Genomic DNA, 21,612 nt, shown 5'->3' with positions numbered 1-21,612 from the left:
CCAACTCCGCCGTCGTCCCGGCCTTCGCCGGGACGACGGTGGTGGTATTAAAGGCAATAGCTATGAAAATCACCATCATCGGCACCGGCTACGTCGGCCTGGTCACCGGCGCCTGCCTGGCGGAACTGGGCAACGACGTGTTCTGCCTCGACCTCGACCAGCGCAAGATCGATCTGCTGAACAACGGCGGCATCCCGATCCACGAGCCGGGCCTGGAGGAGGTGGTGGCGCGCAACCGCGCCGCCGGCCGCATCCAGTTCTCGACCGACGTCGCGGCCTCGGTGGCGCACGGCGACGTGCAGTTCATCGCGGTCGGCACCCCGCCCGATGAAGATGGCTCGGCCGACCTGCAGTACGTGCTGGCCGCCGCCCGCAACATCGGCAAGCACATGACCGGCTTCAAGGTCGTCGTCGACAAGTCCACCGTGCCGGTCGGCACCGGCGACCGCGTGAAGGCGGCCCTGCAGGAGGAACTGGCCGCGCGTGGCGCCCATGCCAGCTTCTCGGTGGTGTCGAATCCGGAATTCCTGAAAGAGGGCGCGGCGGTCGAGGACTTCATGCGCCCGGACCGCATCGTCATCGGCCATGACAGCACGGCGGAAGGGCAGAAGGCCGCCGCCATGATGAAGAAGCTGTACGCGCCGTTCAACCGCAATCACGAGCGCACCTTCTGGATGGACGTGCGCTCGGCCGAGTTCACCAAGTACGCCGCCAACTCCATGCTGGCCACCCGCATCTCGTTCATGAACGAACTGGCCAACCTGGCCGACCGCGTGGGCGTGGACATCGAGGCGGTACGGCATGGCATCGGCTCCGATCCGCGCATCGGCCACAGCTTCCTGTACGCCGGCGCCGGCTACGGCGGCTCGTGCTTCCCGAAAGACGTGCAGGCGCTGGAGCGCACCGCGCGCCAGTACGACCAGGACTTGCTGATCCTGCGCGCGGTGGAAGCGGTCAATGACAAGCAAAAGCTGGTGCTGGGCCAGAAGGTGATCAAGCGCTTTGGCGAGGACTTGCGTGGCAAGCATTTCGCCGTATGGGGCCTGGCCTTCAAGCCGAATACCGACGACATGCGCGAGGCGCCGTCGCGCGTGCTGCTGCGCCAGTTGATCGACGCCGGCGCCACGGTGGCCGTGTACGATCCGGTCGCGATGACGGAAGCCAAACGCGTGCTGGCGTTGGACCTGACGGCCGACGAACTGGCGCGCGTGCGCTTTGCCGACAGCCCGATGGATGCGCTGAGCGGCGCCGAGGCGCTGGTGATCGTCACCGAATGGAAGGCCTTCCGCAGCCCGGACTTCGAACGCATTCGCGCCGCGCTGAAGCAGGCGGTGATCTTCGACGGCCGCAATCTGTTCGAGCCGCAGGTGATGGCCGAGGCGGCGTTCGAATACCACGGCATCGGCCGTTCCATCCTGACCCGCACTTGACGAGGCCGCACCGTGACGACCAATCTGGATAAAGTACGCATACTGGTGGTGGGCGACGTGATGCTGGACCGTTACTGGTTCGGTGAGGTCAGCCGCATTTCGCCGGAGGCGCCGGTGCCGGTGGTGCGCATCGAGAAGCGCGAGGCGCGCCTGGGCGGCGCCGCCAACGTGTCGCGCAACGCGGCGGCGCTGGGCGCGCAGGCCGGCCTGCTGGGCATCGTCGGCAACGACGAGGCCGGCGACGAGGTGGCCTCGCTGCTGGAAGGGGGCGGCATCCGCAGCTACCTGAAACGCGACGAAGCCATTTCCACCATCATCAAGCTGCGCGTGATCGGGCGCCAGCAGCAGATGGTGCGCATCGATTTCGAGGAGGCGCCGACCGACACGGTCCTGCGCGACAAGCTGGAACAGTTCAAGGCGCTGCTGGCCGATTACGACGTGATCGTGCTGTCGGACTACGCCAAGGGCAGCCTGGTGGCGGTGGCCGACATGATCGCCGCCGCGCGCGCGGCCGGCAAGGTGGTGATGGTCGATCCGAAGGGCGACGATTTCACCCGTTACGCCGGCGCCACCGTGCTGACGCCGAACAAGTCGGAGCTGAAGCGCATCGTCGGTTCGTGGCACAGCGAGGAGCAGCTGACCGCCAAGGCGCAGGCCCTGCGCGCCGAACTGAAACTCGACGCGCTGCTACTGACCCGCTCGGAGGAGGGCATGACGCTGTACACCGACGGCGCGCAATTCCACATGCCGGCGCAGGCGCGCGAGGTGTTCGACGTGTCCGGCGCCGGCGACACGGTGATCGCCACCATGGCCTGCATGCTGGGCGCGGGCGCCGGCTGGCGGGAGGCGGTGGAGACCGCCAACCGCGCCGGCGGCATCGTGGTCGGCAAGCTGGGCACGGCCACCGTCACGCGCGAGGAATTGTTCGGCGCTTGATCTGGCTCAAACCGGCGGCGTCAACCGCGCCGCCGGCGGGCGCCGTTAAGGTGGTTCAAGGTGCGACTGTCGCCCTTGCCTAACCTTAATGGAGACCAAGATGAAGAAACTATTGCTGGCAATTGCCGCGCTGGCGGCAAGCATGACCATGGCCTGGGCCCAGGTGGATGTCAACAAGGCCGACGCGGCCGCGCTGGACAGCATCCGCGGCCTGGGGCCGGCCAAGACCAAGCTGATACTGGAAGAGCGCAAGAAGGGCGAATTCAAGGACTGGGCGGACCTGGAGCAGCGGGTCAAGGGCATCGGCGAGAAAAGTGCGCTGAGGCTGTCCCAGGCCGGGTTGCAGGTGAACGGCAAGTCGAAAGACGGCGCGCCGATGGCGGCCGAAAAACCGGCCAAGTCTGGCAAGTAGTCGCCGTCCACACCCCGGCCGATCCGTGAGAAGATACTGCATCTTTTCATCGGAGACGCCGTATGCGACACCAGTATGTACTCCTCGCCGCCGCCCTGGCGGCATTGCCTGCCGTTGCGGCGGAACCTGGCGCCGCCCGGCGCCAGGCGCAGATCGATCAAATCGTCAAAGAGATTTCGCCGGCGCGGATCGAGGCCACCATCCGCAAGCTGGTCAGCTTCCGCACGCGCCACACCATGTCGGACACGGTGTCGGAGACCGAAGGCATCGGCGCGGCGCGGCGCTGGATCAAGGCGGAGCTGGAGCGCTGCGGCGCCGGCACGCCGCTGCAGGTGAGCTTTGACAGCCATGTGGCGCCGGTGTCCGCGCGCATCAGCCGCCCGACCGAGATCGTCAACGTGGTGGCGACCTTGCCTGGCTCGCAGCCGGCCTCGGTCGACCGCATGTACGTGGTCAGCGGCCACTATGATTCGCGCAATACCGATGTGATGGACGCGGTGGGCGACGCGCCCGGCGCCAACGACGATGCCTCGGGTACGGCGGCGGTGATGGAGATGGCCTGCGTGATGGCCAAGTACAAATTCGACGCCACGCTGGTGTTCATGACGGTGGCGGCCGAGGAGCAGGGCTTGCTGGGCGCCGCGCACTGGGCCGAGCAGGCGAAGCAGAAGAACTGGAACATCGCCGGCATGTTCACCAACGACATCATCGGCAGCTCGCGCGACGAGCATGGCCGCAAGGACGACACGCAGGTGCGCCTGTTCGCGGAAGGCCTGCCGGTGCAGAAGGAGAACAGTGAGACGGTGCGCACGCTGATCCAGACCGGCGGCGAGAACGATTCGCTGTCGCGCCAGCTGGCGCGCGCGGTGAAGGAGGCCGGCGAGCGCTATGTGCCGAAGTTCAAGGTGAACATCATCCAGCGGCGCGATCGCTATCTGCGCGGCGGCGATCACATGCCGTTCCTGGAGCGCGGCTATGCGGCCTTGCGCTTCACCGAGCCGGCCGAGGATTTCAATCACCAGCACCAGAACATCCGCACCGAGAACGGCGTGCTGATAGGCGATCTGCCGCAGTACAACGACTACGACTACATCGCCAAGGTGGCGCGCGTGAACGCGGCGGCCTTGTCGTCGCTGGCGCTGGCGCCGGCCGCGCCGCAGAAGGTGCAGGTGCGCACGGCCAAGCTGCAGAACGATACCGAGCTGGTTTGGCAGGCCAACAGCGAACCGGATCTGGCGGGCTATCGCATCGTCTGGCGCGACACCACGGCGGCGGACTGGCAGCACGCCAGATTCGTCGGCAAGGTGACCGAGTTCACCATGCCGCTGTCGAAGGACAACGTCTACTTCGGCGTGCAGGCGGTGGACGTGGACGGCAACGTCAGCCCGGCCAGCTATCCGGCGCCGCTGCGCTGATGACGGGGCATAGATGAAAATCTCGCGCATCCTCCACGCCGGCTACGTGTTCGAGAGCGGCGCCACGCGGATCGTGTTCGATCCGGTGTTCGAGAACCCGTTCAGCAGGAATTGCCACGCCTATCCGGACGTGCGCTTCGATCTGGCGCAGGTGAGGGCGTTGCGGCCGGACGCGGTGTTCATCTCGCACTTCCACGACGACCACTGTTCGCTGGAAAGCCTGGATCTGCTGGATCGCGCCACGCCGATTTACCTGTATTGCCTGTTCGATGAACTGTTCGCCATGATCCGCGAACTGGGCTTCGCCGACGTGCGCCCGCTGGCACTGGACGCGGTGGTGACGGTGGGTGCGTTCGAGGTGATCGCGCGGCGGGCGCTGGAGGCCGACGTCGATTCCATGTTCCAGATCCGCGCGGAAGGGCTGAACGTGCTGAACGTGGTCGATTCGTGGATGGACCCGGAGACGCTGGAACTGCTCAAGCCTTACGCGCCGTGGGACATGGTGTTGTGGCCATTCCAGACCATGCGCGAGGTGGACGTGATCGCGCCGTCGCGCGCGGAACGCGGCCCGGTGGTCTTGCCGGAGGAGTGGCCGGAACAGCTGCGGGCGCTGGCGCCGCGCTACGTGGTGCCGAGTTCCTGCCAGTTCCGGCAGGAGCCGTGGTCGTGGTACAACCACGCGCTGTTCCCGATCACCTATCGCCAGTTCGCGCAAGCCGTGAGGGAATGGCTGCCGGCCGCGCAGGTGGTGCGCCTGAATCCATCGGTGTCGGTGGCATTGAGCGCGACCGCGCTCGCGCCGGCGGCGCCGCTGCCTTGGGTGCTGCCGGTGGGCGAGCAGGATGTCGACTACGAATACGATCCCGACATCGTGCCGCCGCCCACCGCCGACATTGCGCGCCACTTCGCCGCGCTGACGGCGGAGCAAGCCGCATCGGTGCGGGCGTTCTGCCAGGGCGGCCTGCAGGCGCGCTATGAAGAGATGGAACTGCCGGAAGACAGCTACTTCGCCACGCCGTGCGTATGGCAGTTGTCGGTGTACGATCACGAAGGCGCCGCCCGGCACTACCGCTACCGCATCCACGGCGACAGCATCGCGCCATGCGGTGACGAGGAAGCGCCGACCTGGATGACCGAAATCCCGGCAGCCAAACTGTATGCCGGGCTGGCCTTGGGCGAGTCCCTGACCTCGATGTACATGCGCATCGACGGTGCCCCGGCCGACGCCGACATCGTCGACGACCCGCTGATCCGCACCTTGTTCGACAACGCCTTCGCCGCCTACCAGGCCGCCCAGCTGGCGCGCATCAAAGCGCGCGCCACGCCGCCCTTGTAAAACAGGAGGATTATTTAATCGACGTCCTCCAGCATGTCCCAAGCGCGGCGGTATTTGGGCAGCCGGCGTTCGAGTGTGTTCTGCGCCTGGTCGTTGGCGTGCGCCACCAGCGTGAGGGCAGTGCTCAGCGCGTCGCTCATGGCCTTGGCCGCGATCTTCATCGACTCGGCCGGCGTGGGCGGTATGGCCGCCCGTTCCTTGACCAACTGCGCCCGCAGGCGGTCGGCATTGGCCCATTGTTTGTGGCCCGGCATCAGTACCCAGATTTCGCGCCACGCGTTGCGGCCGTCGCCGGCGGCTTGCCGGGCCATTTGATGCGGCGAAGTCGGGTTGCCTTTGTAGATCAGCTCGTCGCCAACAATGGCGGCGGTATGCCAGCATTCCCGGACCTGCATGCGGAGCCGCGTGCCCTCGGGCAGGAATAGCTGCTTCCACTGATAGCCTTGTGCCGGAATGGCGTCCGCCCGTCCCTTGGCGATCCAGAGTTGCACGGCCTTGATCAGGGCCTCGCTCGGCGACAGCGTGCTGCCGCTCTCGCGCAGATAGCTGCACAGCTCGGTAAAAACCGTTGCCGGGAGTATAGGTGGGGGTGGTAGTTGCTCAGGGCTTGCGGGACACATTCTCTTTCTCCTTTCTCTTTCGTTCTCTTTTTATCTCTTTCTGTCTCTTAGACCTCGATCAGCGGGAGGAGTTCAAAAGAGACAAAAAGAGACAAAAAGAGAACGGCAAAAGAGAAAACCTCCCACAAGGGCGCGGCAGCTATAGCACCACCCCACATCCTCGCATTGCATTCTTGCAACTGCAGGACTGATGTTATGCTTTGAACATGACGATACTCAAAACCTTGTTTAGCCCAAGAAGCTCTGCTCATGTGGGCGCGCATTATTACGAGCACCACCTTCAGTTAGTGGGCGCCACGGATTCGGTGGAACTGCTAAGCCAATACGCGGTGCATGGTTCGGGTTATGTGCGTGAGGCAGTGCTCAAGCGATGCGTGGAATTGGCGCACCCTGAGTTGTTGCCGGCCGTAGCTGGGCGCCTGAATGATTGGGTGCCCGAGGTGCAGCGCGCGGCAAGGATCGCCTTGATGACGTTGCTGCCATTCGTTCCTGCCTCAAAGTTGTTAGCCGTGATGCCGGTGATCTTGCGTTTGCATAGCCCCGGCAGAAGGGATTATGCCGACTGGCTGATCAACTTCGAGCGCGCGGTGATGCGGTTTGTCAAGGTCGATGATCTTTGCACCGCCGCGCGCGGGCCGGACATGCAGGCGGCGCGCGCGGCGGTGCATTTGCTCGACCAGCATCACCTGCTCGAACCCCCGGCTTTGCTTGCGCTGATTCTGGAGCGAAACGATGACATCGTGCTTGCCCAGCGTGCCCTGCTGTTGTGCGCGGAGCTGCCGCCAGCGCAGCAAGCCGCGTGCTACCAAGCTGCGGCGCAGTCACATTTTGGCCCGGTGCGAATCGTGGCAATCCGGGCCTTGCTGGCGATGGACAGCGAATCCGTGAAAGAGTTCGCCGTCGCTGCCTTGCTGGACGTTCAGGCATCGGTGCGTGAGGTGGCGGCGAATTATCTGCTGGCGAGAGGTTTTGACGTACGCTCGCACTATCGCAGCCTTCTGCGGCAAGACATGCAGGCGGTGCGCCGCACGCGCATTTGCCTGATCGCCCTGGCCGCCTTGCGCGATGGGGCGGATGTGGAGTTGGTGCGCTTGTTCCAGTCCAGCGCCTATCCGAGCGTAAGGCTGGCTGCGCGTGCCGCCTGGTTCAAACTGGTGGAATCGGATAAGGACGATATCGCGTTGGCGGCCATGAACGATCCAGCCGTCGGCCCGCGCAAATTCGCGGTCCGGTTGGTGTGGAAGCATGGCGCATACATCCCGTTCGCCACGCTGCGCGCCCGGCTTGAAGAGGGCGGTGATGCCACGTCGCTTTTGCGGTTGGTGGAAAACAATCGGTGGAACTGGCTGGAGTGCGTTGCGCGGCTGGGCTTGCGGCGCGGCGTCGATGAAGCGCGCCGGCTGGGATTGGATGATGCGTTAGGTGGCTGGCTCGCTTCCACGGAATGGTATGAACAGCCCGCCAAGGAGCAGGCGCAGTTGCTGCTATCCAAGCCCGTCACCCAATTCTTTGAGCAACTCCTCGCGCGCCACCCGCAACGCCTGACGGCGCTGCGGCGGCATCTCGATCACTACGCGCCTAGCGCTGCTTAAACCTTCAGCTTGTCCAGCGGGAGGTTGGCCAGGAACTGGTGGATCTGGGACACCACGGCCGCGCCTTCGCCGACGGCGGCGGCCACGCGCTTGGTGGAGGTGGCGCGCACGTCGCCGATGGCGAACACGCCCGGCACGCTGGTCTCCAGCGCCGCGCGCGTGGGCAGGTCCTTCGGATACACGCCGTTGGCGAAGTTGGCCTTGCACTGCGCCTTGATGACGTCGAAGCCGGTGCGGATGAAACCGTTGGCGTCGACGTCCACGCCGCAGTCGCTGAGCCAACCGGTGTTGGGATCGGCGCCGATGAACAGGAACACGCGGCACACGTCGTAATCGCACTCATCCCCGGTCTTGCTGTTGCGGATGCGCACCTGCTTGAGGCCGTCCTCGTCGCCCTCCAGCGCGACGATCTCGGTGCAGGTGTGCAGCTCGATGTTCGGGGTGGCCTGGATGCGCTCGATCAGGTAGCTCGACATGGTGGACGACAGGCTGTCCTTGCGGATCAGCATGTGGACCTTGGACGCGTAGCCCGACAGGAACACCGCCGCCTGCCCGGCCGAGTTGCCGCCGCCGACCAGCACGATCTCCTCGGTCTTGCACAGCTTGGCCTCGACCGGCGAAGCCCAGTAGTACACGCCCTTGCCCTCGAACTGCTTGAGGTTGGCCAGCGACGGACGGCGGTAGCGCGCGCCGCACGACAGCACCACCGACTTGGCCTTCAGGCGCTGCAGGCTGCCGCACATCTCCACCTCGAGCGGATAGGTGTCGCAGATCAGCCGGCCGGCCGGCGCCGGAATCGCCACCTCGACGCCGAACTTCTGCGCCTGCACGTAGGCGCGGCCGGCCAGCGCGCGGCCCGACACCCCGGTCGGAAAGCCCAGGTAGTTCTCGATGCGCGCGCTGGCGCCGGCCTGGCCGCCGTAGGCGCGCGTCTCCAGCGCCAGCACCGACAAGCCTTCCGACGCCGCGTACACCGCCGTCGCCAGGCCGGCAGGACCGGCGCCGACCACGATCACGTCCCACACCTTGTCGGTGTCGAGCTCGGGCAGCATGCCGAGGCAGCGGCCGATGTCGACCACGCTCGGGTTTTTCTTGACCACGCCGTCCGGGCACACCACCAGCGGCAGCTCCTCCGGACGCGGGCGGTAGTGTTCCATCAGGTCGGCGGCCTGGCGGTCGTGCTCGGGATCGAGCACCACGTGCGGATGGCCGTTGGCCTGCAGGAAGGTTTGCAGCGTGTGGATGCGGCCGTGGCCGCGCGGGCCGACGATCACCGGCCCGCCCGAGGCCTGCTCGATCAGGCCGACGCGGCGCAGGATCAGCGCGCGCACGATGCGCTCGCCCAGGTCGGCGTGCGCCACCAGCAGCGCGCGCAGCGATTCGGACGGCACCACCAGCACCTCGACGTCGCCCACCGCGTGGCCGTTGCCCAGCGACGGGCGGCCCGACAGCTGCGCCACCTCGCCGCTGAACTGGCCGACCTGGTGGGTGGTCACGTAGGAGGTGTTGCCCAGGCCGTCGTAGCGGTCGACCCGGATGCCGCCCTTGAGCACCAGCATCAGGCCGAAGCTGGTCTTGCCGGCCTCGAAGATCATGTCGCCATCCCGGAAGCACATCACGTGGCCGAAGCGGTGCATGTGGCGCACGTCGGCCGCGCTCAGCGTGGGGAACATCTGGTGCTGGCGCTGGTCGAGGTTGTGCGCGGTGATCGGCGCCGGGTCGTCCGGGGTGAGTTCGGGCAGCAGTTCGAAGGGGGTGGTGGCCATGACGGTTCCAAATATGAAGCGGGTTGCGGGAGTGCTGCCAGTCTAGCGTATGGCGTGCCCGCCGTCCAAAGTCTTAAGGGGTAGTCGGCTGCTTTCTGTCAACTCGGCTAAAATGGTCGTTTTCGCGAACTCCAACAACAAGACGATGGCTTACAAGACTTTGCAAGATACGATCGGCAACACGCCGCTGGTGCAGCTGGTGCGCCTGCCCGGCGCCGAGGCGGCCGCCCGCAACAACATCATCCTCGGCAAGCTGGAGGGCAACAACCCGGCCGGCTCGGTCAAGGACCGCGCCGCCATGTCGATGCTGAGGCGCGCCGAGGAGCGCGGCGACATCAAGCCGGGCGACACCCTGATCGAGGCCACCAGCGGCAACACCGGCATCGCGCTGGCCATGGCGGCCGCCATCCGCGGCTACAAGATGCTGCTGCTGATGCCGGAGAACCTGAGCGTCGAGCGGCGCCAGAGCATGGCCGCCTACGGCGCCCAGATCATGCTCACGCCCAAGACCGGCGGCATGGAGTACGCGCGCGACATGGCCGAGCAATTGCAGAAGGACGGCAAGGGCATCATCCTCGACCAGTTCGCCAACCAGGACAACGCCCGCGCGCATTATGAGAGCACCGGTCCGGAGATCTGGCGCGACACCGACGGCCGCGTCACCCACTTCGTCAGCGCCATGGGCACCACCGGCACCATCATGGGCACCTCGCGCTACCTGAAGGAGCAGAATCCGGCGATCCAGATCATCGGCGCCGAGCCGGAGGAGGGCTCGTCCATCCCCGGCATCCGCAAGTGGCCCGAGGCCTACCTGCCGAAAATTTATGACCGCTCGCGCGTGGACCGCGTGGAGGCGGTGTCGCAGGCGGCGGCCGAGCGCATGGCGCGCCGCCTGGCGGCCGAGGAGGGCATCTTCTGCGGCATCTCCGCCGCCGGCGCCTGCGAGATCGCGCTGCGCCTCTCCAGCACGGTGGAGAACGCCACCATCGTGTTCATCGTCTGCGACCGCGGCGACCGCTACCTGTCGACCGGCGTGTTCCCGGCGTAAGCGCCCCAAGCAAAATGCCCCCGTCCCTTGCGCGGGGACGGGGGCATTTTCACGTGCGGGACGGTGGGCGGATCAGCCCTGGTTGCTGCTGGTGCCGCCGCCCGGGGTCTCGCCTTCCTTCGGTTTGAACTGCTTGTCGCTGATGCGGAACTTGTTGCGGCGGTCGCCCATCAGGTAACGCAGGTCGCGGATGCTCAGGTCGCTCACCTCGTGCATGCGGATCAGCAGCGAGGCGCCGACCGGCAGGCGGTGGTGACGGATCTTGCTGATCACCGGCGGCGCCACTTCCAGCGCGCGCGACAGCGCGGCGTCGTTTTTCAGGCGCAGGTTCTCGATCAGGGTGTCGAGCAGGCGGTTGGGATTGTATTGCAGCAGATCATCGCCATCCGCATCGTTGTTCATGTCTATGCCGACTTGGTTTGTCATGTCGTCTTTTCCTTCTGTAAAGTTGTCCTGCAAAGTACAACACTCGGGGCTTTGCTGCGTCAATGTCCATCCTTACCAGGAGACTCACACACGGACACGGGTTCCAGGATAACAAGTTTCATAATATATACACAATTGTACAACACTCCGTGATCTAATACTCAGCAGCAATAAAAAAAACTGCTTCCCGCAGGGTATTGTTGTCCGACTGCAACATTGTGTGAGAATTATACACCGAGTTCTGTGCTAAGCTGCCTGTGCGCACTTTTAATTAACGGTTAAAGTTAATTATATAACAATTCCGTTGTAAAGTAGCCCATTTGCCCCCGCCTAATGTGCAGTGTGTACAAATTATTTCCAAGTGTCAACTAAACAATACCGCGAGCAAACCCGCGGCACAAAAGTTGTTACGCTTGCTTACATCCCTGAAGCGCCGCCCGCCGCGCCGCGCGCCAGCTTCACCGCCCGTCCCAGCTCCACCACCGACATCGCGTAGAAATAACTGCGGTTGTACTGCGTGATCGCAAAGAAATTGGCGTTGGCCAACCAGTATTCTGTGGGCTCGGCGCCGTTTTGCAAGTCCACCAGCCCATATAATTGCTCGGGCGGCGCCACCGCCGGCGTCACGCCGGCCGCCGTCAGTTGCGCCGGCGCGTACCTGGCCGTCAACCCCTGGTTCAGCATGGGCTCCCAGGCGCGGTTGGGCGAGACCGTGGCCGCGTACACCAGCGGGCCGCCCTGGTCGCGCTGCCAGCCGTGCGCGATCAGGAAGGCCGCCACGCTGCCGATGGCGTCGGTGCTGGAGTTGAGCAAATCGATCCTGCCGTCGCCGTCGAAGTCCACCGCATATTTCATCATGCTGCTGGGCATGAACTGCGGCATGCCGACGGCGCCGGCGAACGAGCCCTTCAGCGACAGCGGATCGACGCCGGTCTGGCGCGCGAACAGCAGGGTGGCCTCCAGCTCGCCGCGGAAGAATTCCATGCGCTCGCGCCGCTGCGGCGCCTCGGGGTAGGAGAAGGCCAGCGTGGTCAGCGCGTCCAGCACGCGGAAGCGGCCGGTGTTGCGGCCGTACACGGTCTCGATGCCGATGATGCCGACCAGGATCTCGGCCGGCACGCCGTACAGCGATTCGGCGCGGCTGAGCGCCTCGCCGTTCTCGTTCCAGAACCGGACGCCGGCGTCGATGCGCACCGGGTCGATCATCAGCTTGCTGTAGGCCTGCCAGTTCTTCGGCTTGCCGGGCGGCGCCGGCTTGACCAGCTGCACGGCGGCGTCCACATAGCGCACCTGCGCCATCAGCGTGTTCAGCTCGGCGCGGTCGAAGCCGTCGCGCGCGGCGACGTCGTCGAGGAAGGCGCGCACATCTTTCCAGTCGCCGAAGTTGACGTATTCGCCGACGTAATCAATGGCCGGCACGGGTTTCTTCTTGGGGGCGGCCGGCTTCTTCTTTTTCTGCATGCTGGGCGGCAGCGTGTAGCCATAGCGGTCTACCGGCGCGGCCGTGGCGCTGAGGGTGGCTGCGCTGAGCAGCAGGGCGGTGATCAAGGTCTTCATCGGCATAAAGGTAACAGGGTTTTCAGCGTCGCCAGCGACGCCGGGCGTGATTCGGTCCCGCCGGCGCCATACTTCAGCAAGCCGTACAGGTGTAAAAACTGCTCCATGGCAGCGTGTTGTTCCTGGCTGGCCGGCAGCGCCCGCAGGCGCGCGGCATAGCTGCGCGGCCCCTCGGCCGGCCGGCGCCCATACCCGCGGCGCGCCTGCTGCCGGCAGAACGCCGCGTACAGCGCGTCGAGCGGATCGGCGGGCCGTCGCCGGCGCTGCCGGCGCAGCGCCAACAGCAAGGCTAGCACCAATCCCATGCCGAGCGCGCTGCGCCAGTTGCCGACGATGGCGCCTAGTTCTTCAAGGAAACTTCGCTGCCTCTCGGGATTGTAATCCAGTACCCATTGATTCCAAGAATTATTCAACGCGGCATAGTGGTATCTGAGTTGCGCCAGCCACGAATCGGGATCGTTCCGCAGCGCCAGCAGCGGCGCCAGCCCGAACGCGGCCGGGCGCGGCAGGGCGCGCGCCAGATTGCGCCGGACCCGTTCCGGCGCCACGGCGGCGGTCGGGTCGACCCGCTGCCAGCCGGCGGCCTGGGTCCAGATCTCGGCCCAGGCGTGGGCGTCCGACTGGCGCACGGTGAGGTAGCCGTCCACCGGGTTCAGCTCTCCGCCCTGGTAGCCGGTGACCACGCGCGCGGCCACGCCCATGGCGCGCATCAGCACCACGTAGGCGCCGGCGTAGTGCTCGCAGAAGCCGGCCTTGCTGTCGAACAGGAATTCATCGACCGCGTCGCGCCCCAGCAGCGGCGGCTCCAGCGTGTAGCCATAGCCCTGGCTGCGGAAGCGCGCCAGCACCGCGTCGCTCAGTTGCCGGGCGCTGGCGTCGGGCTGGGCCGCGCGCAATTGCCGCGCCAGCGCCAGCGTGCGCGGGTTGTAGCCGGCCGGCAGTTCCAGCCAGCGTGCCATGCGTTGCGGCAGCTCGCCGGCCTGCAGCGTGTAGTCGAGATAGGCGCTGGCGCTGAAGCGCAGGCGGCGCTCGATGGGATCGGCGGCGTACAGCTCCAGCTCGTCGGTGTCGCGCACGCGGTGGCCGGGCAGGCGCACCTCGGGGCCGGCCAGCTCCAGCAGCGCGATCCAGCGCGTGTTGCTGGCCTCCATGGTGCTCTCGTAGCGCACCGGCCGGCCGCGGCCGTGGATGGCGATCTCCAGCCGCTGCAGGCCGCGCTTGCGCGGCACCCGGGTCCAGGTGCGGCCGTCGTAGTCGCCCAGCACGATGCTGCGCCAGTACAGCAGCGGCTGCGGCGGCGCGGCGTCGAGGAAGCGCACGCGGAACGCCGGCTCGTCGGACTGGGCCAGCGCCGCCAGGCTGCCGGGCGCCATGCTGTCGCTCAGGCCGGTCTTGCCGCCCAGCGCGTCGCCGGGCAGGCCCCACAGCGGGCCCTGCAGGCGGGGGAAGCCGATGAACAGCAGCGCGGCCAGCGGCGCCGCCAGCGCGCACAGTCTGAGGCTGGTGCCGAGGCGCCGCCGCAGCGGCGGCACCGCGCCGCTGTACTGGAACGACTGCTGGGCCGTCAGCAGCAGCACCAGCGCGGCCGCCACCCACAGCGCGGCGCCCATGGTCTGCGAGTACAGGAAGCTGGTCAGCAGCACGAAGAAGCCGAGGAAGGTGACCACGAACAGGTCGCGCCGCGCGTGCATCTCCAGCAGCTTGAAGGCCAGCAGCAGCACCAGCATGGCGACGCCGGCGTCGCGCCCCAGCAGCGTGCGGTAGGTGGCGTACACGCCCGCCATCGCCGCCATGGCCACCGGCACCAGCAGCCACACCGGCGGCATGCGCCGGCCCAGCCAGGTGATGGCCGCGCGCCACAGCAGCGTGGCGCCGGCCAGGGCGCTGATCCACAGCGGCAGATGCGCCGCGTGCGGCGCCAGCACCATCAGCGCGGCCGCCAGCAACAGCAGCGTGTCGGCCTTGTCGCGCGTCAGGCGCGCCGCCAGCCGCGCCAGCGCGCCGGCCGCCGCCGCGCTCATGGCGCGCCCTCGCGGCCGAACAGCGCGAGCGCGCGCAGGCAGGCGGCGCGGTGGGCCTCGCCCAGCGCCGGGCCGTAGTCGTGCGGCCCCAGGCGGAAGCTGTACGGCAGCGCGCGCCGCTCGGCCTCCAGCACCCAGGCCGCCATGCGCGACAGCTTGCGCTCCAGGTCCATCTGCAGCGGCAGCGCGGCGAAATCCAGGCACAACTCGGCCACCGCGCCGCCCTCGAAATGCTTGGTCACCAGCTGCCCGCCCAGCGCCGGATCGTGGCGCGCGATCTGCCGCCACGCCAGGTGCTTGAGCGGATCGCCGGGCTGATAACTGCGGATGCCGGCAAAATTATCCAGCCCCACCGTGCCATGCCCGTCCTCGCTGGCCGCGCCGCTGGACGGCAGCGCCGGCGGCGGCGACTCCGGCGCCGGATACACCAGCGCGCGCGCGTCCGGCCGCCAGTAGCTCCACGCGCGGAACAGCCCGAGCGGAAAGCGCGTCACCAGCCGCACGCGCGGCGCCGCCAGCCAGCCGCGCTCGCGCGTCGACGCCGCCAACACCACCGCGCTGCTGGCGCCGGCCGCCACATCGGTCACCTGGCGCGGCTCGCCGTCGGCCTGAAAGCCCAGCCACAGCGCGTAACGATCCTGCCCGCCGCGGTTCAGCAGATGCAGCTCGAACCGCGCCTCCTCGCCGGCGAACACCGGCTGCACGCGGCCCGGCGCCAGCCGCAGCAGCGCCAGGTTCCTGGCCGTCATGTACATGTCGGCCACCGCGCAGGCGCCGGCGAAAAAGGTCAGCGCGAAGCCCAGGCCGAGGTTGTAATTGATGGCGCCGATCAGCATCACCAGCAGCAGCGCCGCGAACGCCAGCCCGGCGCGCGTGGGCACGATGAACACGCGCCGCATGGTCAGCGTCACCTCGCCCGGCTCGCTGTCGCGCAACTGGAACAGCCACCGGTCGCGCAGCTTGTCGCGGCCCTTGCGATACAGCGATTGCAGCTCCGCCACCATGATGTGCTACACCGGCACCGACTCTTGCAGCTGCAAGACCAGATCGCGGCTGGCCAGCGCCACGCCATGCGCCGACTTCAGCGGCCGCAGGCGGTGCGCGCACACCGGCACCAGCACCGCCTGCACATCCTCGGGCAGCACATGGTCGCGCCCCTCCAGCGCTGCCCAGGCGCGCGCCGCCCGCAGCAGCGCGATCGCCGCGCGCGGGCTCAGGCCCTCGGCGAACATGCCGTTGCGGCGCGAGGCCGCCGCCAGCGCCTGCACGTAATCGATCAGCGCGGGCGAGGCGTGGATGTGCCGCAGCCCCTGCTGCGCCCGCGCCAGCTCGTCCGCCGTCATGGCCGCCGGCAGCGTCCTGAGCAGCGCGCGCCGGTCCTCGCCCATCAGCAGCGCGCGCTCGGCGGCGGCGTCCGGATAGCCCAATGCAAGGCACATCAGGAAGCGGTCCAGCTGCGACTCCGGCAGCGGGAAGGTGCCGATCTGATGGGTCGGATTCTGGGTCGCGATCACAAAGAAGGGCTCGGGCAGGGCGCGCGTCGCGCCGTCCACGCTGACCTGGCGTTCCTCCATCGCCTCCAGCAGGCCCGACTGCGTTTTCGGCGTGGCGCGGTTGATCTCATCGGCCAGCAGCACCTGGGTGAAAATCGGCCCCGGATGGAACACGAAGCCGTTCCGCTCGCGCTCGTAGATCGAAATGCCGTTGACGTCGGCCGGCAGCAGGTCGCTGGTGAACTGGACGCGGTTGAAGCGCAGGCCCAGCGAAATCGCCAGCGCGTGCGCCAGCGTGGTCTTGCCCACGCCCGGCACGTCCTCCACCAGCAGGTGGCCGCCGGCCAGCAGGCAGGTGAGCGCCTGCCGCACCTGCGACTCCTTGCCGACGACGATGTCGCCCACCTGGCGAGCCACGGCATGCAATTTTGTGTACATGATATGTATGGTAGATTAGCGCCTGAGGGGATTCTATGCGAGAAACAGCTCGCAGCAGTAAAAAAACATGACCACAGCCATCTACAGCCATCCCGACTGTCAGCGCCATGACATGGGCGACTGGCATCCCGAATCGCCGGCGCGCCTGCAGGCGATCGCCGACCAGTTGATCGGCTCGCACATCAGCGACCTGCTGGAGCACCGTGAAGCGCCGCTGGTGGATCTGGCCGACCTGGAACGCAACCATAGCCGCAACGCCATCGCCATCGTGCGCGACAACGTGCCGGCCGAAGGCGACACCTACCCGATCGATGCCGACACCTCGCTCAACGCCTGGAGCTGGCGCGCGGCCCAGCGCGCGGCCGGCGCCGCCGTGGCCGCGACCAACGCCGTGATCGACGGCGAGATCGACAACGCCTTCTGCGCCGTGCGTCCGCCCGGCCACCACGCGCGCCCGATCGAGCCGATGGGCTTCTGCCTGTTCAACAACGTGGCGGTGGCCGCCAAGCACGCGCTGGACGTGCGCGGCCTGCGGCGCGTGGCCATCGTCGACTTCGACGTCCACCACGGCAACGGCACCGAGGAAGCCTTCCTCGACGAGCCGCGCGCGCTGATGGTCAGCTTCTACCAGCACCCGCTGTACCCGTACTGCGAGCCGCGGCCGGTCACCGCCAACCAGGTCAACGTGCCGGTGCCGGCCCACAGCAAGGGCGACGTGGTGCGCCGGATCGTGACCGAGCAGTGGCTGCCGGCGCTGCACGCCTTCCAGCCCGAGATGATCTTCATCTCGGCCGGCTTCGACGCCCACCGCGAGGACGACATCGGCGGCATGGGCCTGGTGGAGGCGGACTACGCCTGGATCACCGAGCAGATGATGGCGGTGGCGCGCCAGCACGCGCAGGGGCGCATCGTCAGCTGCCTGGAGGGCGGCTACAACCTGTCGGCGCTGGGCCGCAGCGTGGTGGCCCACCTCAAGGCGCTGGCCGAAATCTAGGGCCGCAGATACTGGTCGAGGAAGGCCTCGACCCGCCGCCAGAAGGCGATGCGGTTTTCCTGATGGCGCCAGCCGTGGCCCTCGTTGTGGTAGGTGATGAGTTCCACCTGGCTGTTGTGGCGCTTGACGGCGTCGTGGAAGCGCTGGGCGTGTTCGACCGGCACGCGCAAGTCTTCCAGGCCGTGCGCCATCAGCAAGGGCTGTTTCAGCTCGGCCGCGCGCAGCAGCGGCGAGTGCTGGCGGAACTGCTCGGCGTCCTTGTCCGGATCGCCGATCAGCGTGCGCAGGCTGTAGTTGAGCGTCTCCTGCGAGGCGTCCGATTGCGGAGTGTTGAATTGCAGCCCGATGTCGGTCACGCCAGCCCACTCGACGCCGCAGCGGAAGGTCTCGGGATGCTTGATGAGTCCCATCAGCGTGGCGTAGCCGCCGTAGCTGGCGCCCATGATGGCGATGCGCTTCGGATCGGCCCAGCCCTGTTTGACCGCCCACTGCGCGGCGTCGGCCAGGTCGTCCTGCATGCTCATGCCCCATTGTTTCAGGCCGGCGGAAAAGTGCTCCGAGCCGAAGCCGGTGCTGCCGCGGAACTCCGGCTGGATCACCACATACCCGCGCGTCGCCAGGAACTGCGCCTCGTCATCCCAGTCCCAGTACGCGCCACGCGTATTCGGCCCGCCGTGCACCAGCACCACGGTGGGCCGCGGGCCGGCCGCCTCGCCCGGCGGCAGCGTCACGTAGGCCGGAATGCCGCGGCCGTCGCGCGCGCGGTAGCGGTGGAAATCGCGCAGTCCCATTTGTTCTGCCTTGATGTCGGGGTGCGTCACCCCCAGCGCCTCCAGCTTGCCGCTGGCGCGGTGGTAGATGATGTACTGGTTGGGCTGGCGGTCGGACGAAGCGACCACCAGCACCACCGGCGCCTTCAGGCATGCGCGGGCGCAGTGGAGGGTGTTGGTGGTGGCGGGCAGCATGCCGTCGATCTTCGCCTGCTCGGCTTTCAGCACGGGATTGAGCCAGTAGGTGGTGCCGGCGTCGGTTTGCAAATGAACGCCCATCAGGCGCCGGCTGTCGTAATCGATCTCCGCGCTGCCATCGAAATCAAAGCCCTGCACCGACATGAAAGGCTCCTTGTCCATCTTCATGGCCTTCAGGTCGTAGCGGAACAGGGCGCCATAGCCCTGGTGGCTGGCGCGCACATACAGCGTGTCGTCGCCGTCGAAGAACTGCGGCGTGAAGCGGCGGTCCAGATAGCACACGCCGTTATCGAGTTCGCGCCACGCGCTGTCGGCGGCGCCGCGATAGGAGGTGATGCAGCGGCCGTTCAGCCGCGAGATCGTCAGCCGCGGCACGTCCGAGGTGTCGGTGCCCCACCACTGCACGGCGGCCGGCTGGTTGCCCTCCAGCGCGCCGTGCAGCTGGCGCGTGCGGGTGTTCAGGCGATACAGGCGCGAATGGTCGGGCGTGCGGTCGATTTCATTCCAGCTGTACTTCTCGACCAGGATATCGTCCGAGCCATCGTGCGCCACGTCGAAGAACGCGTAGTCGGCGGTCAGCAGCTGGGCCTTGATCGCGCGGCCGGTGGCTTCGCGCTGGTGCTCCCAATTGCCGGAGATGAGGTGGGTCAGGTTGGCGCCGTCGCGGTCGGCCGCCATTTCATCCTGGTTGCCGAGGAACTCGATGCGCAGATTTTTGATGGTGAAGCCAATTCGGTTCTCATTGATCCAGTGCACCGCCGTGATGCGCTCCTGGTCGGTGGTCTTGATAATCACCTTGTACCTGGACAGATCGCCGGTGTCGCGCACCGCCAGCACCGTCACGCCATCGGCCAGGTCCACCACCGCCGCCACATAGCCGCCCTGGGGCGACAGCTCGACATTGCTGATGTTGGGGGAGCGGAAGAAGCTGGCGGCGTCGGGCGCGGCGGCCTGGGCGGCGCCCGTCAGCAGGAGCAGGGACAGCAGAAAAGTTTTCATGTGGACTCTATGATTGCAAACTTGACAATCATAGAGTCCGCTGGCGGTTTTGTCTATGCCTGGTGTACCGCCTGGCCATTTTTGGCCGACCAGCGGTACAGGCCCCAGACGATGGCGGTGCCGACGATCAGGGCGATGGTCATGGCCTGCCCCTCGCCCATGCCGTTGGCGATGGCCAGCGGCTCGCCCTGGCCGGACAGCACGATCAGGCCGGCCAGCGCCACGTTGAACAGGCTCTCGCCGACGATGAAGCCGGACATCACCAGCACGCCGATGCGCTTGGCCGCCTCGCCGCCGACCTTCCTCTCGACCGCGCGGTCGAACAGCCAGCCGGTGATGGCGCCGATCACCACTGGGGTGATCACCGCGCTCGGCAGGTAGATCGCCAGGCCCACGCCCAGCGGCGGCAGGCTGTATTTGTCGTTGCTGGATTTCTTCAGCGCGAAGTTAATCAGCACCAGCGCCAGGCCGATCAGCACGCCGTAGCCCAGCAGGTTCCACTGCAGGTTGCCGCCGATGACGCCCTTGGCCAGGGTCGAGATCAGCAGCGCCTGCGGCGCCGCCAGCGGCTGGTCGGAGATCGAATCGAGATTGGGCGCGCCGACGAAACCGTTGGCGTGGTTCAGCAGCTCCAGCACCGGCGGCACCACGCACGAACCGGCGGCCACGCCGATCAGCAGGCCGACCTGCTGCTTCCACGGGGTGGCGTTGACCAGCTGGCCGGTTTTCAGATCCTGCAGATTGTCGTTGCCGATCACCGCCACCGCCAGCACCACGGTGGTGACGAACAGCGCGAAGGCGATCAGCGCCTGCGCCACCTCCGGGCCCATGACGGTGCGGCCGACCATGCCCACGCTGAGCGCGGCGCCGAGGATGGTCAGGATGGCGATGCCCGACACCGGCGAGTTGGAGGAGCCGATCAGGCCCGCCATGTAGCCGCACACGGCGGCGGCGAAGATACCGGCCACCAGCACGTAGCCCACGCCCACCGCCACCAGCGGCACGGCCAGCGACGCCAGCGGGCCGCCCTGCAGGAAGCTGGCCAGCAGCCAGCCGGCCGGCACCATCGAAATCAGGGTCACTAGGCCGACGATGAAGATCGGGATATCGAGTTCGGTGCGCTCCAGCGCGGCGCCTTCCAGCTTGGCCTTGCGCGCGGTCTCCATGGCCGACCTCAGCCCGCCCAGGATGGGCTTGGCCAGGCCGGCCAGGGTGATGATGGCGGCGATGCCGATCACGCCCGCGCCCATCATGCGCACCTCGGTTTTCCAGATGCCCAGCGCATGGTCGGCCACCGCCACCCCGGCCGCGATCGGCGTCAGGTTGGTCATCAGCGGCACCAGGATGCCCCAGGCGATGATCAGGCCGGCCAGCATGGCGATGCCGACCGTGATGCCCATCAGGTGGCCGGCGCCGATCAGCGCCAGCGAGCTGGAGGCGCCGATGCCGGTGGCGCCGGCGCCGGTGCGGAAGAAGATCGCCACCTCGGCGGCCATCAGCTTGGCCGCGCCGCCGGCGGCGAACAGGGCCGAGGTCACGCTGCCCCAGATCACCGCGCGCAGGCCGGCCTTGCCTTCGGCCGCGCCCTCGCGCGAGGCCATGCCGACCTTCAGCACCTCGGCCGCCGCCACGCCTTCCGGATAGGGCAGGTTGGATTGCGACACCAGCGCGCGCCGCAGCGGCACCGTGTACATCACGCCCAGCACGCCGCCGACGGCGCAGGCGCCGAAGGTGGGCCAGAACGGCACATGCGCCCACCAGCCGATCATCAGCAGGCCGGGCAGCACGAAGATCACCGAGGCCAGCGTACCGGCCGCCGAGGCGATGGTCTGGACGATGTTGTTTTCCTGGATGGTGGCGTCCTTGAAGGCGCTCAGCAGCGCCATCGAGATCACCGCGGCCGGGATCGAGGTGGCGAAGGTCAGGCCCACCTTGAGACCGAGGTAGACCTGGGCGGCGGTGAATACCAGTGTTATCAGAATGCCCAGAATAATCCCGCGAAGCGTGATTTCCTTCGGGTTGGACGGTGCAGCTATGCTCATCTTCAGCACTCCGGAGTTGTTGTTTGTGTAATTATGGTGTAAAGCGCCTCATGATAAAGGTAAAATAGCGGGTTGTCAGAACGTTTTTGAAGGTCAGAGCATGTCGATACAATGGTACC

At 67.0% G+C, this 21,612-nt stretch carries 17 protein-coding genes; 8 read left to right on the top strand and 9 right to left on the bottom strand.

Going from position 1 to position 21,612, the window contains the following annotated elements:
- The first annotated feature begins 62 nt into the window (after window positions 1–62).
- The 5 genes from FHW83_RS23110 to FHW83_RS23090 all read left to right on the top strand — a co-directional run bounded on the left by FHW83_RS23110 (window position 63) and on the right by FHW83_RS23090 (window position 5,529).
- Entirely contained in the window at window positions 63–1,430 is a 1,368-nt protein-coding gene (locus tag FHW83_RS23110) for a UDP-glucose/GDP-mannose dehydrogenase family protein (protein ID WP_176648705.1), read from the top strand.
- A 12-nt stretch (window positions 1,431–1,442) separates the two neighbouring features.
- Window positions 1,443–2,366, top strand: a complete 924-nt coding sequence (rfaE1, locus tag FHW83_RS23105; protein WP_176648704.1) for a D-glycero-beta-D-manno-heptose-7-phosphate kinase — start codon at window positions 1,443–1,445, stop codon at window positions 2,364–2,366.
- A 100-nt stretch (window positions 2,367–2,466) separates the two neighbouring features.
- On the top strand, window positions 2,467–2,778 hold the full coding sequence (locus tag FHW83_RS23100; protein WP_176648703.1) for a helix-hairpin-helix domain-containing protein: 312 nt from the start codon (window positions 2,467–2,469) through the stop codon (window positions 2,776–2,778).
- A 62-nt stretch (window positions 2,779–2,840) separates the two neighbouring features.
- Window positions 2,841–4,193 carry a M20/M25/M40 family metallo-hydrolase gene (locus FHW83_RS23095; RefSeq protein WP_176648702.1) on the top strand — a complete coding sequence of 451 codons (1,353 nt, stop codon included), beginning with the start codon at window positions 2,841–2,843 and terminating at the stop codon, window positions 4,191–4,193.
- Between the two features lie 13 nt (window positions 4,194–4,206).
- Complete coding sequence (locus FHW83_RS23090; protein WP_176648701.1) at window positions 4,207–5,529, top strand: MBL fold metallo-hydrolase; 1,323 nt, start codon at window positions 4,207–4,209, stop codon at window positions 5,527–5,529.
- Window positions 5,530–5,543: 14 nt separating this feature from the next.
- Here FHW83_RS23090 and FHW83_RS23085 read toward each other — a convergent pair whose 3' ends face one another.
- Window positions 5,544–6,149, bottom strand: a complete 606-nt coding sequence (locus tag FHW83_RS23085; protein WP_176648700.1) for a hypothetical protein — start codon at window positions 6,147–6,149, stop codon at window positions 5,544–5,546.
- 206 nt (window positions 6,150–6,355) lie between these two features.
- Here FHW83_RS23085 and FHW83_RS23080 point away from each other — a divergent pair, with 206 nt between their 5' ends.
- Complete coding sequence (locus FHW83_RS23080) at window positions 6,356–7,741, top strand: hypothetical protein (RefSeq protein WP_176648699.1); 1,386 nt, start codon at window positions 6,356–6,358, stop codon at window positions 7,739–7,741.
- Here FHW83_RS23080 and FHW83_RS23075 read toward each other — a convergent pair.
- Window positions 7,738–9,507 (bottom strand): cyclic nucleotide-binding domain-containing thioredoxin-disulfide reductase, encoded by a 1,770-nt coding sequence (locus FHW83_RS23075; protein WP_176648698.1) that lies wholly within the window; start codon window positions 9,505–9,507, stop codon window positions 7,738–7,740. The two genes, FHW83_RS23080 and FHW83_RS23075, sit on opposite strands and share 4 nt — an antisense overlap.
- Window positions 9,508–9,652: 145 nt before the next feature.
- Here FHW83_RS23075 and cysM point away from each other — a divergent pair, with 145 nt between their 5' ends.
- On the top strand, window positions 9,653–10,555 hold the full coding sequence (gene cysM, locus FHW83_RS23070; protein WP_176648697.1) for a cysteine synthase CysM: 903 nt from the start codon (window positions 9,653–9,655) through the stop codon (window positions 10,553–10,555).
- A gap of 72 nt (window positions 10,556–10,627) precedes the next feature.
- On the opposite strand, the gene FHW83_RS23065 is transcribed toward cysM, so the two are convergent.
- From FHW83_RS23065 to FHW83_RS23045, 5 genes are all read right to left on the bottom strand, one after another.
- Complete coding sequence (locus FHW83_RS23065; protein ID WP_176648696.1) at window positions 10,628–10,981, bottom strand: hypothetical protein; 354 nt, start codon at window positions 10,979–10,981, stop codon at window positions 10,628–10,630.
- Between the two features lie 417 nt (window positions 10,982–11,398).
- Complete coding sequence (mltB, locus tag FHW83_RS23060) at window positions 11,399–12,544, bottom strand: lytic murein transglycosylase B (protein WP_176648695.1); 1,146 nt, start codon at window positions 12,542–12,544, stop codon at window positions 11,399–11,401.
- Window positions 12,535–14,559 carry a DUF3488 and transglutaminase-like domain-containing protein gene (locus FHW83_RS23055; RefSeq protein WP_176648694.1) on the bottom strand — a complete coding sequence of 675 codons (2,025 nt, stop codon included), beginning with the start codon at window positions 14,557–14,559 and terminating at the stop codon, window positions 12,535–12,537. Before FHW83_RS23055 ends, mltB begins: the two co-directional genes overlap by 10 nt.
- Complete coding sequence (locus FHW83_RS23050) at window positions 14,556–15,563, bottom strand: DUF58 domain-containing protein (RefSeq protein ID WP_176648693.1); 1,008 nt, start codon at window positions 15,561–15,563, stop codon at window positions 14,556–14,558. Before FHW83_RS23050 ends, FHW83_RS23055 begins: the two co-directional genes overlap by 4 nt.
- A 6-nt stretch (window positions 15,564–15,569) precedes the next feature.
- A complete protein-coding gene (locus FHW83_RS23045; RefSeq protein WP_176648692.1) occupies window positions 15,570–16,490 on the bottom strand; it encodes a MoxR family ATPase in 921 nt (306 codons plus the stop codon).
- A gap of 67 nt (window positions 16,491–16,557) precedes the next feature.
- Between FHW83_RS23045 and FHW83_RS23040 the strand changes: the two genes are divergently transcribed.
- Window positions 16,558–17,484 carry a histone deacetylase family protein gene (locus FHW83_RS23040; RefSeq protein ID WP_176648691.1) on the top strand — a complete coding sequence of 309 codons (927 nt, stop codon included), beginning with the start codon at window positions 16,558–16,560 and terminating at the stop codon, window positions 17,482–17,484.
- Here the strand turns inward: FHW83_RS23040 and FHW83_RS23035 are convergent.
- Window positions 17,481–19,451 (bottom strand): S9 family peptidase, encoded by a 1,971-nt coding sequence (locus tag FHW83_RS23035; protein WP_176648690.1) that lies wholly within the window; start codon window positions 19,449–19,451, stop codon window positions 17,481–17,483. The two genes, FHW83_RS23040 and FHW83_RS23035, sit on opposite strands and share 4 nt — an antisense overlap.
- 53 nt (window positions 19,452–19,504) lie before the next feature.
- Window positions 19,505–21,493 (bottom strand): OPT family oligopeptide transporter, encoded by a 1,989-nt coding sequence (locus tag FHW83_RS23030; protein WP_176648689.1) that lies wholly within the window; start codon window positions 21,491–21,493, stop codon window positions 19,505–19,507.
- Window positions 21,494–21,612: the final 119 nt, after the last annotated feature.

It is taken from the genome of Duganella sp. SG902 (assembly GCF_013376005.1).
Classification (GTDB): domain Bacteria; phylum Pseudomonadota; class Gammaproteobacteria; order Burkholderiales; family Burkholderiaceae_D; genus Rugamonas.
Note: the sequence above shows the minus strand (reverse complement) of the source record. Positions and strands in the feature narration are given on the sequence as shown.

Coding starts and splice junctions, on each gene's coding strand:
- FHW83_RS23095 (WP_176648702.1), top strand. CDS start 2,841: ATGCGACACCAGTATGTACTCCTCGCCGCCGCCCTGGCGGCATTGCCT.
- cysM (WP_176648697.1), top strand. CDS start 9,653: ATGGCTTACAAGACTTTGCAAGATACGATCGGCAACACGCCGCTGGTG.
- FHW83_RS23090 (WP_176648701.1), top strand. CDS start 4,207: ATGAAAATCTCGCGCATCCTCCACGCCGGCTACGTGTTCGAGAGCGGC.
- FHW83_RS23085 (WP_176648700.1), bottom strand. CDS start 6,149: ATGTGTCCCGCAAGCCCTGAGCAACTACCACCCCCACCTATACTCCCG.
- FHW83_RS23035 (WP_176648690.1), bottom strand. CDS start 19,451: ATGAAAACTTTTCTGCTGTCCCTGCTCCTGCTGACGGGCGCCGCCCAG.
- FHW83_RS23110 (WP_176648705.1), top strand. CDS start 63: ATGAAAATCACCATCATCGGCACCGGCTACGTCGGCCTGGTCACCGGC.
- FHW83_RS23075 (WP_176648698.1), bottom strand. CDS start 9,507: ATGGCCACCACCCCCTTCGAACTGCTGCCCGAACTCACCCCGGACGAC.
- FHW83_RS23065 (WP_176648696.1), bottom strand. CDS start 10,981: ATGACAAACCAAGTCGGCATAGACATGAACAACGATGCGGATGGCGAT.
- FHW83_RS23055 (WP_176648694.1), bottom strand. CDS start 14,559: ATGAGCGCGGCGGCGGCCGGCGCGCTGGCGCGGCTGGCGGCGCGCCTG.
- FHW83_RS23030 (WP_176648689.1), bottom strand. CDS start 21,493: ATGAGCATAGCTGCACCGTCCAACCCGAAGGAAATCACGCTTCGCGGG.
- FHW83_RS23080 (WP_176648699.1), top strand. CDS start 6,356: ATGACGATACTCAAAACCTTGTTTAGCCCAAGAAGCTCTGCTCATGTG.
- FHW83_RS23050 (WP_176648693.1), bottom strand. CDS start 15,563: ATGGTGGCGGAGCTGCAATCGCTGTATCGCAAGGGCCGCGACAAGCTG.
- FHW83_RS23045 (WP_176648692.1), bottom strand. CDS start 16,490: ATGTACACAAAATTGCATGCCGTGGCTCGCCAGGTGGGCGACATCGTC.
- FHW83_RS23100 (WP_176648703.1), top strand. CDS start 2,467: ATGAAGAAACTATTGCTGGCAATTGCCGCGCTGGCGGCAAGCATGACC.
- mltB (WP_176648695.1), bottom strand. CDS start 12,544: ATGCCGATGAAGACCTTGATCACCGCCCTGCTGCTCAGCGCAGCCACC.
- FHW83_RS23040 (WP_176648691.1), top strand. CDS start 16,558: ATGACCACAGCCATCTACAGCCATCCCGACTGTCAGCGCCATGACATG.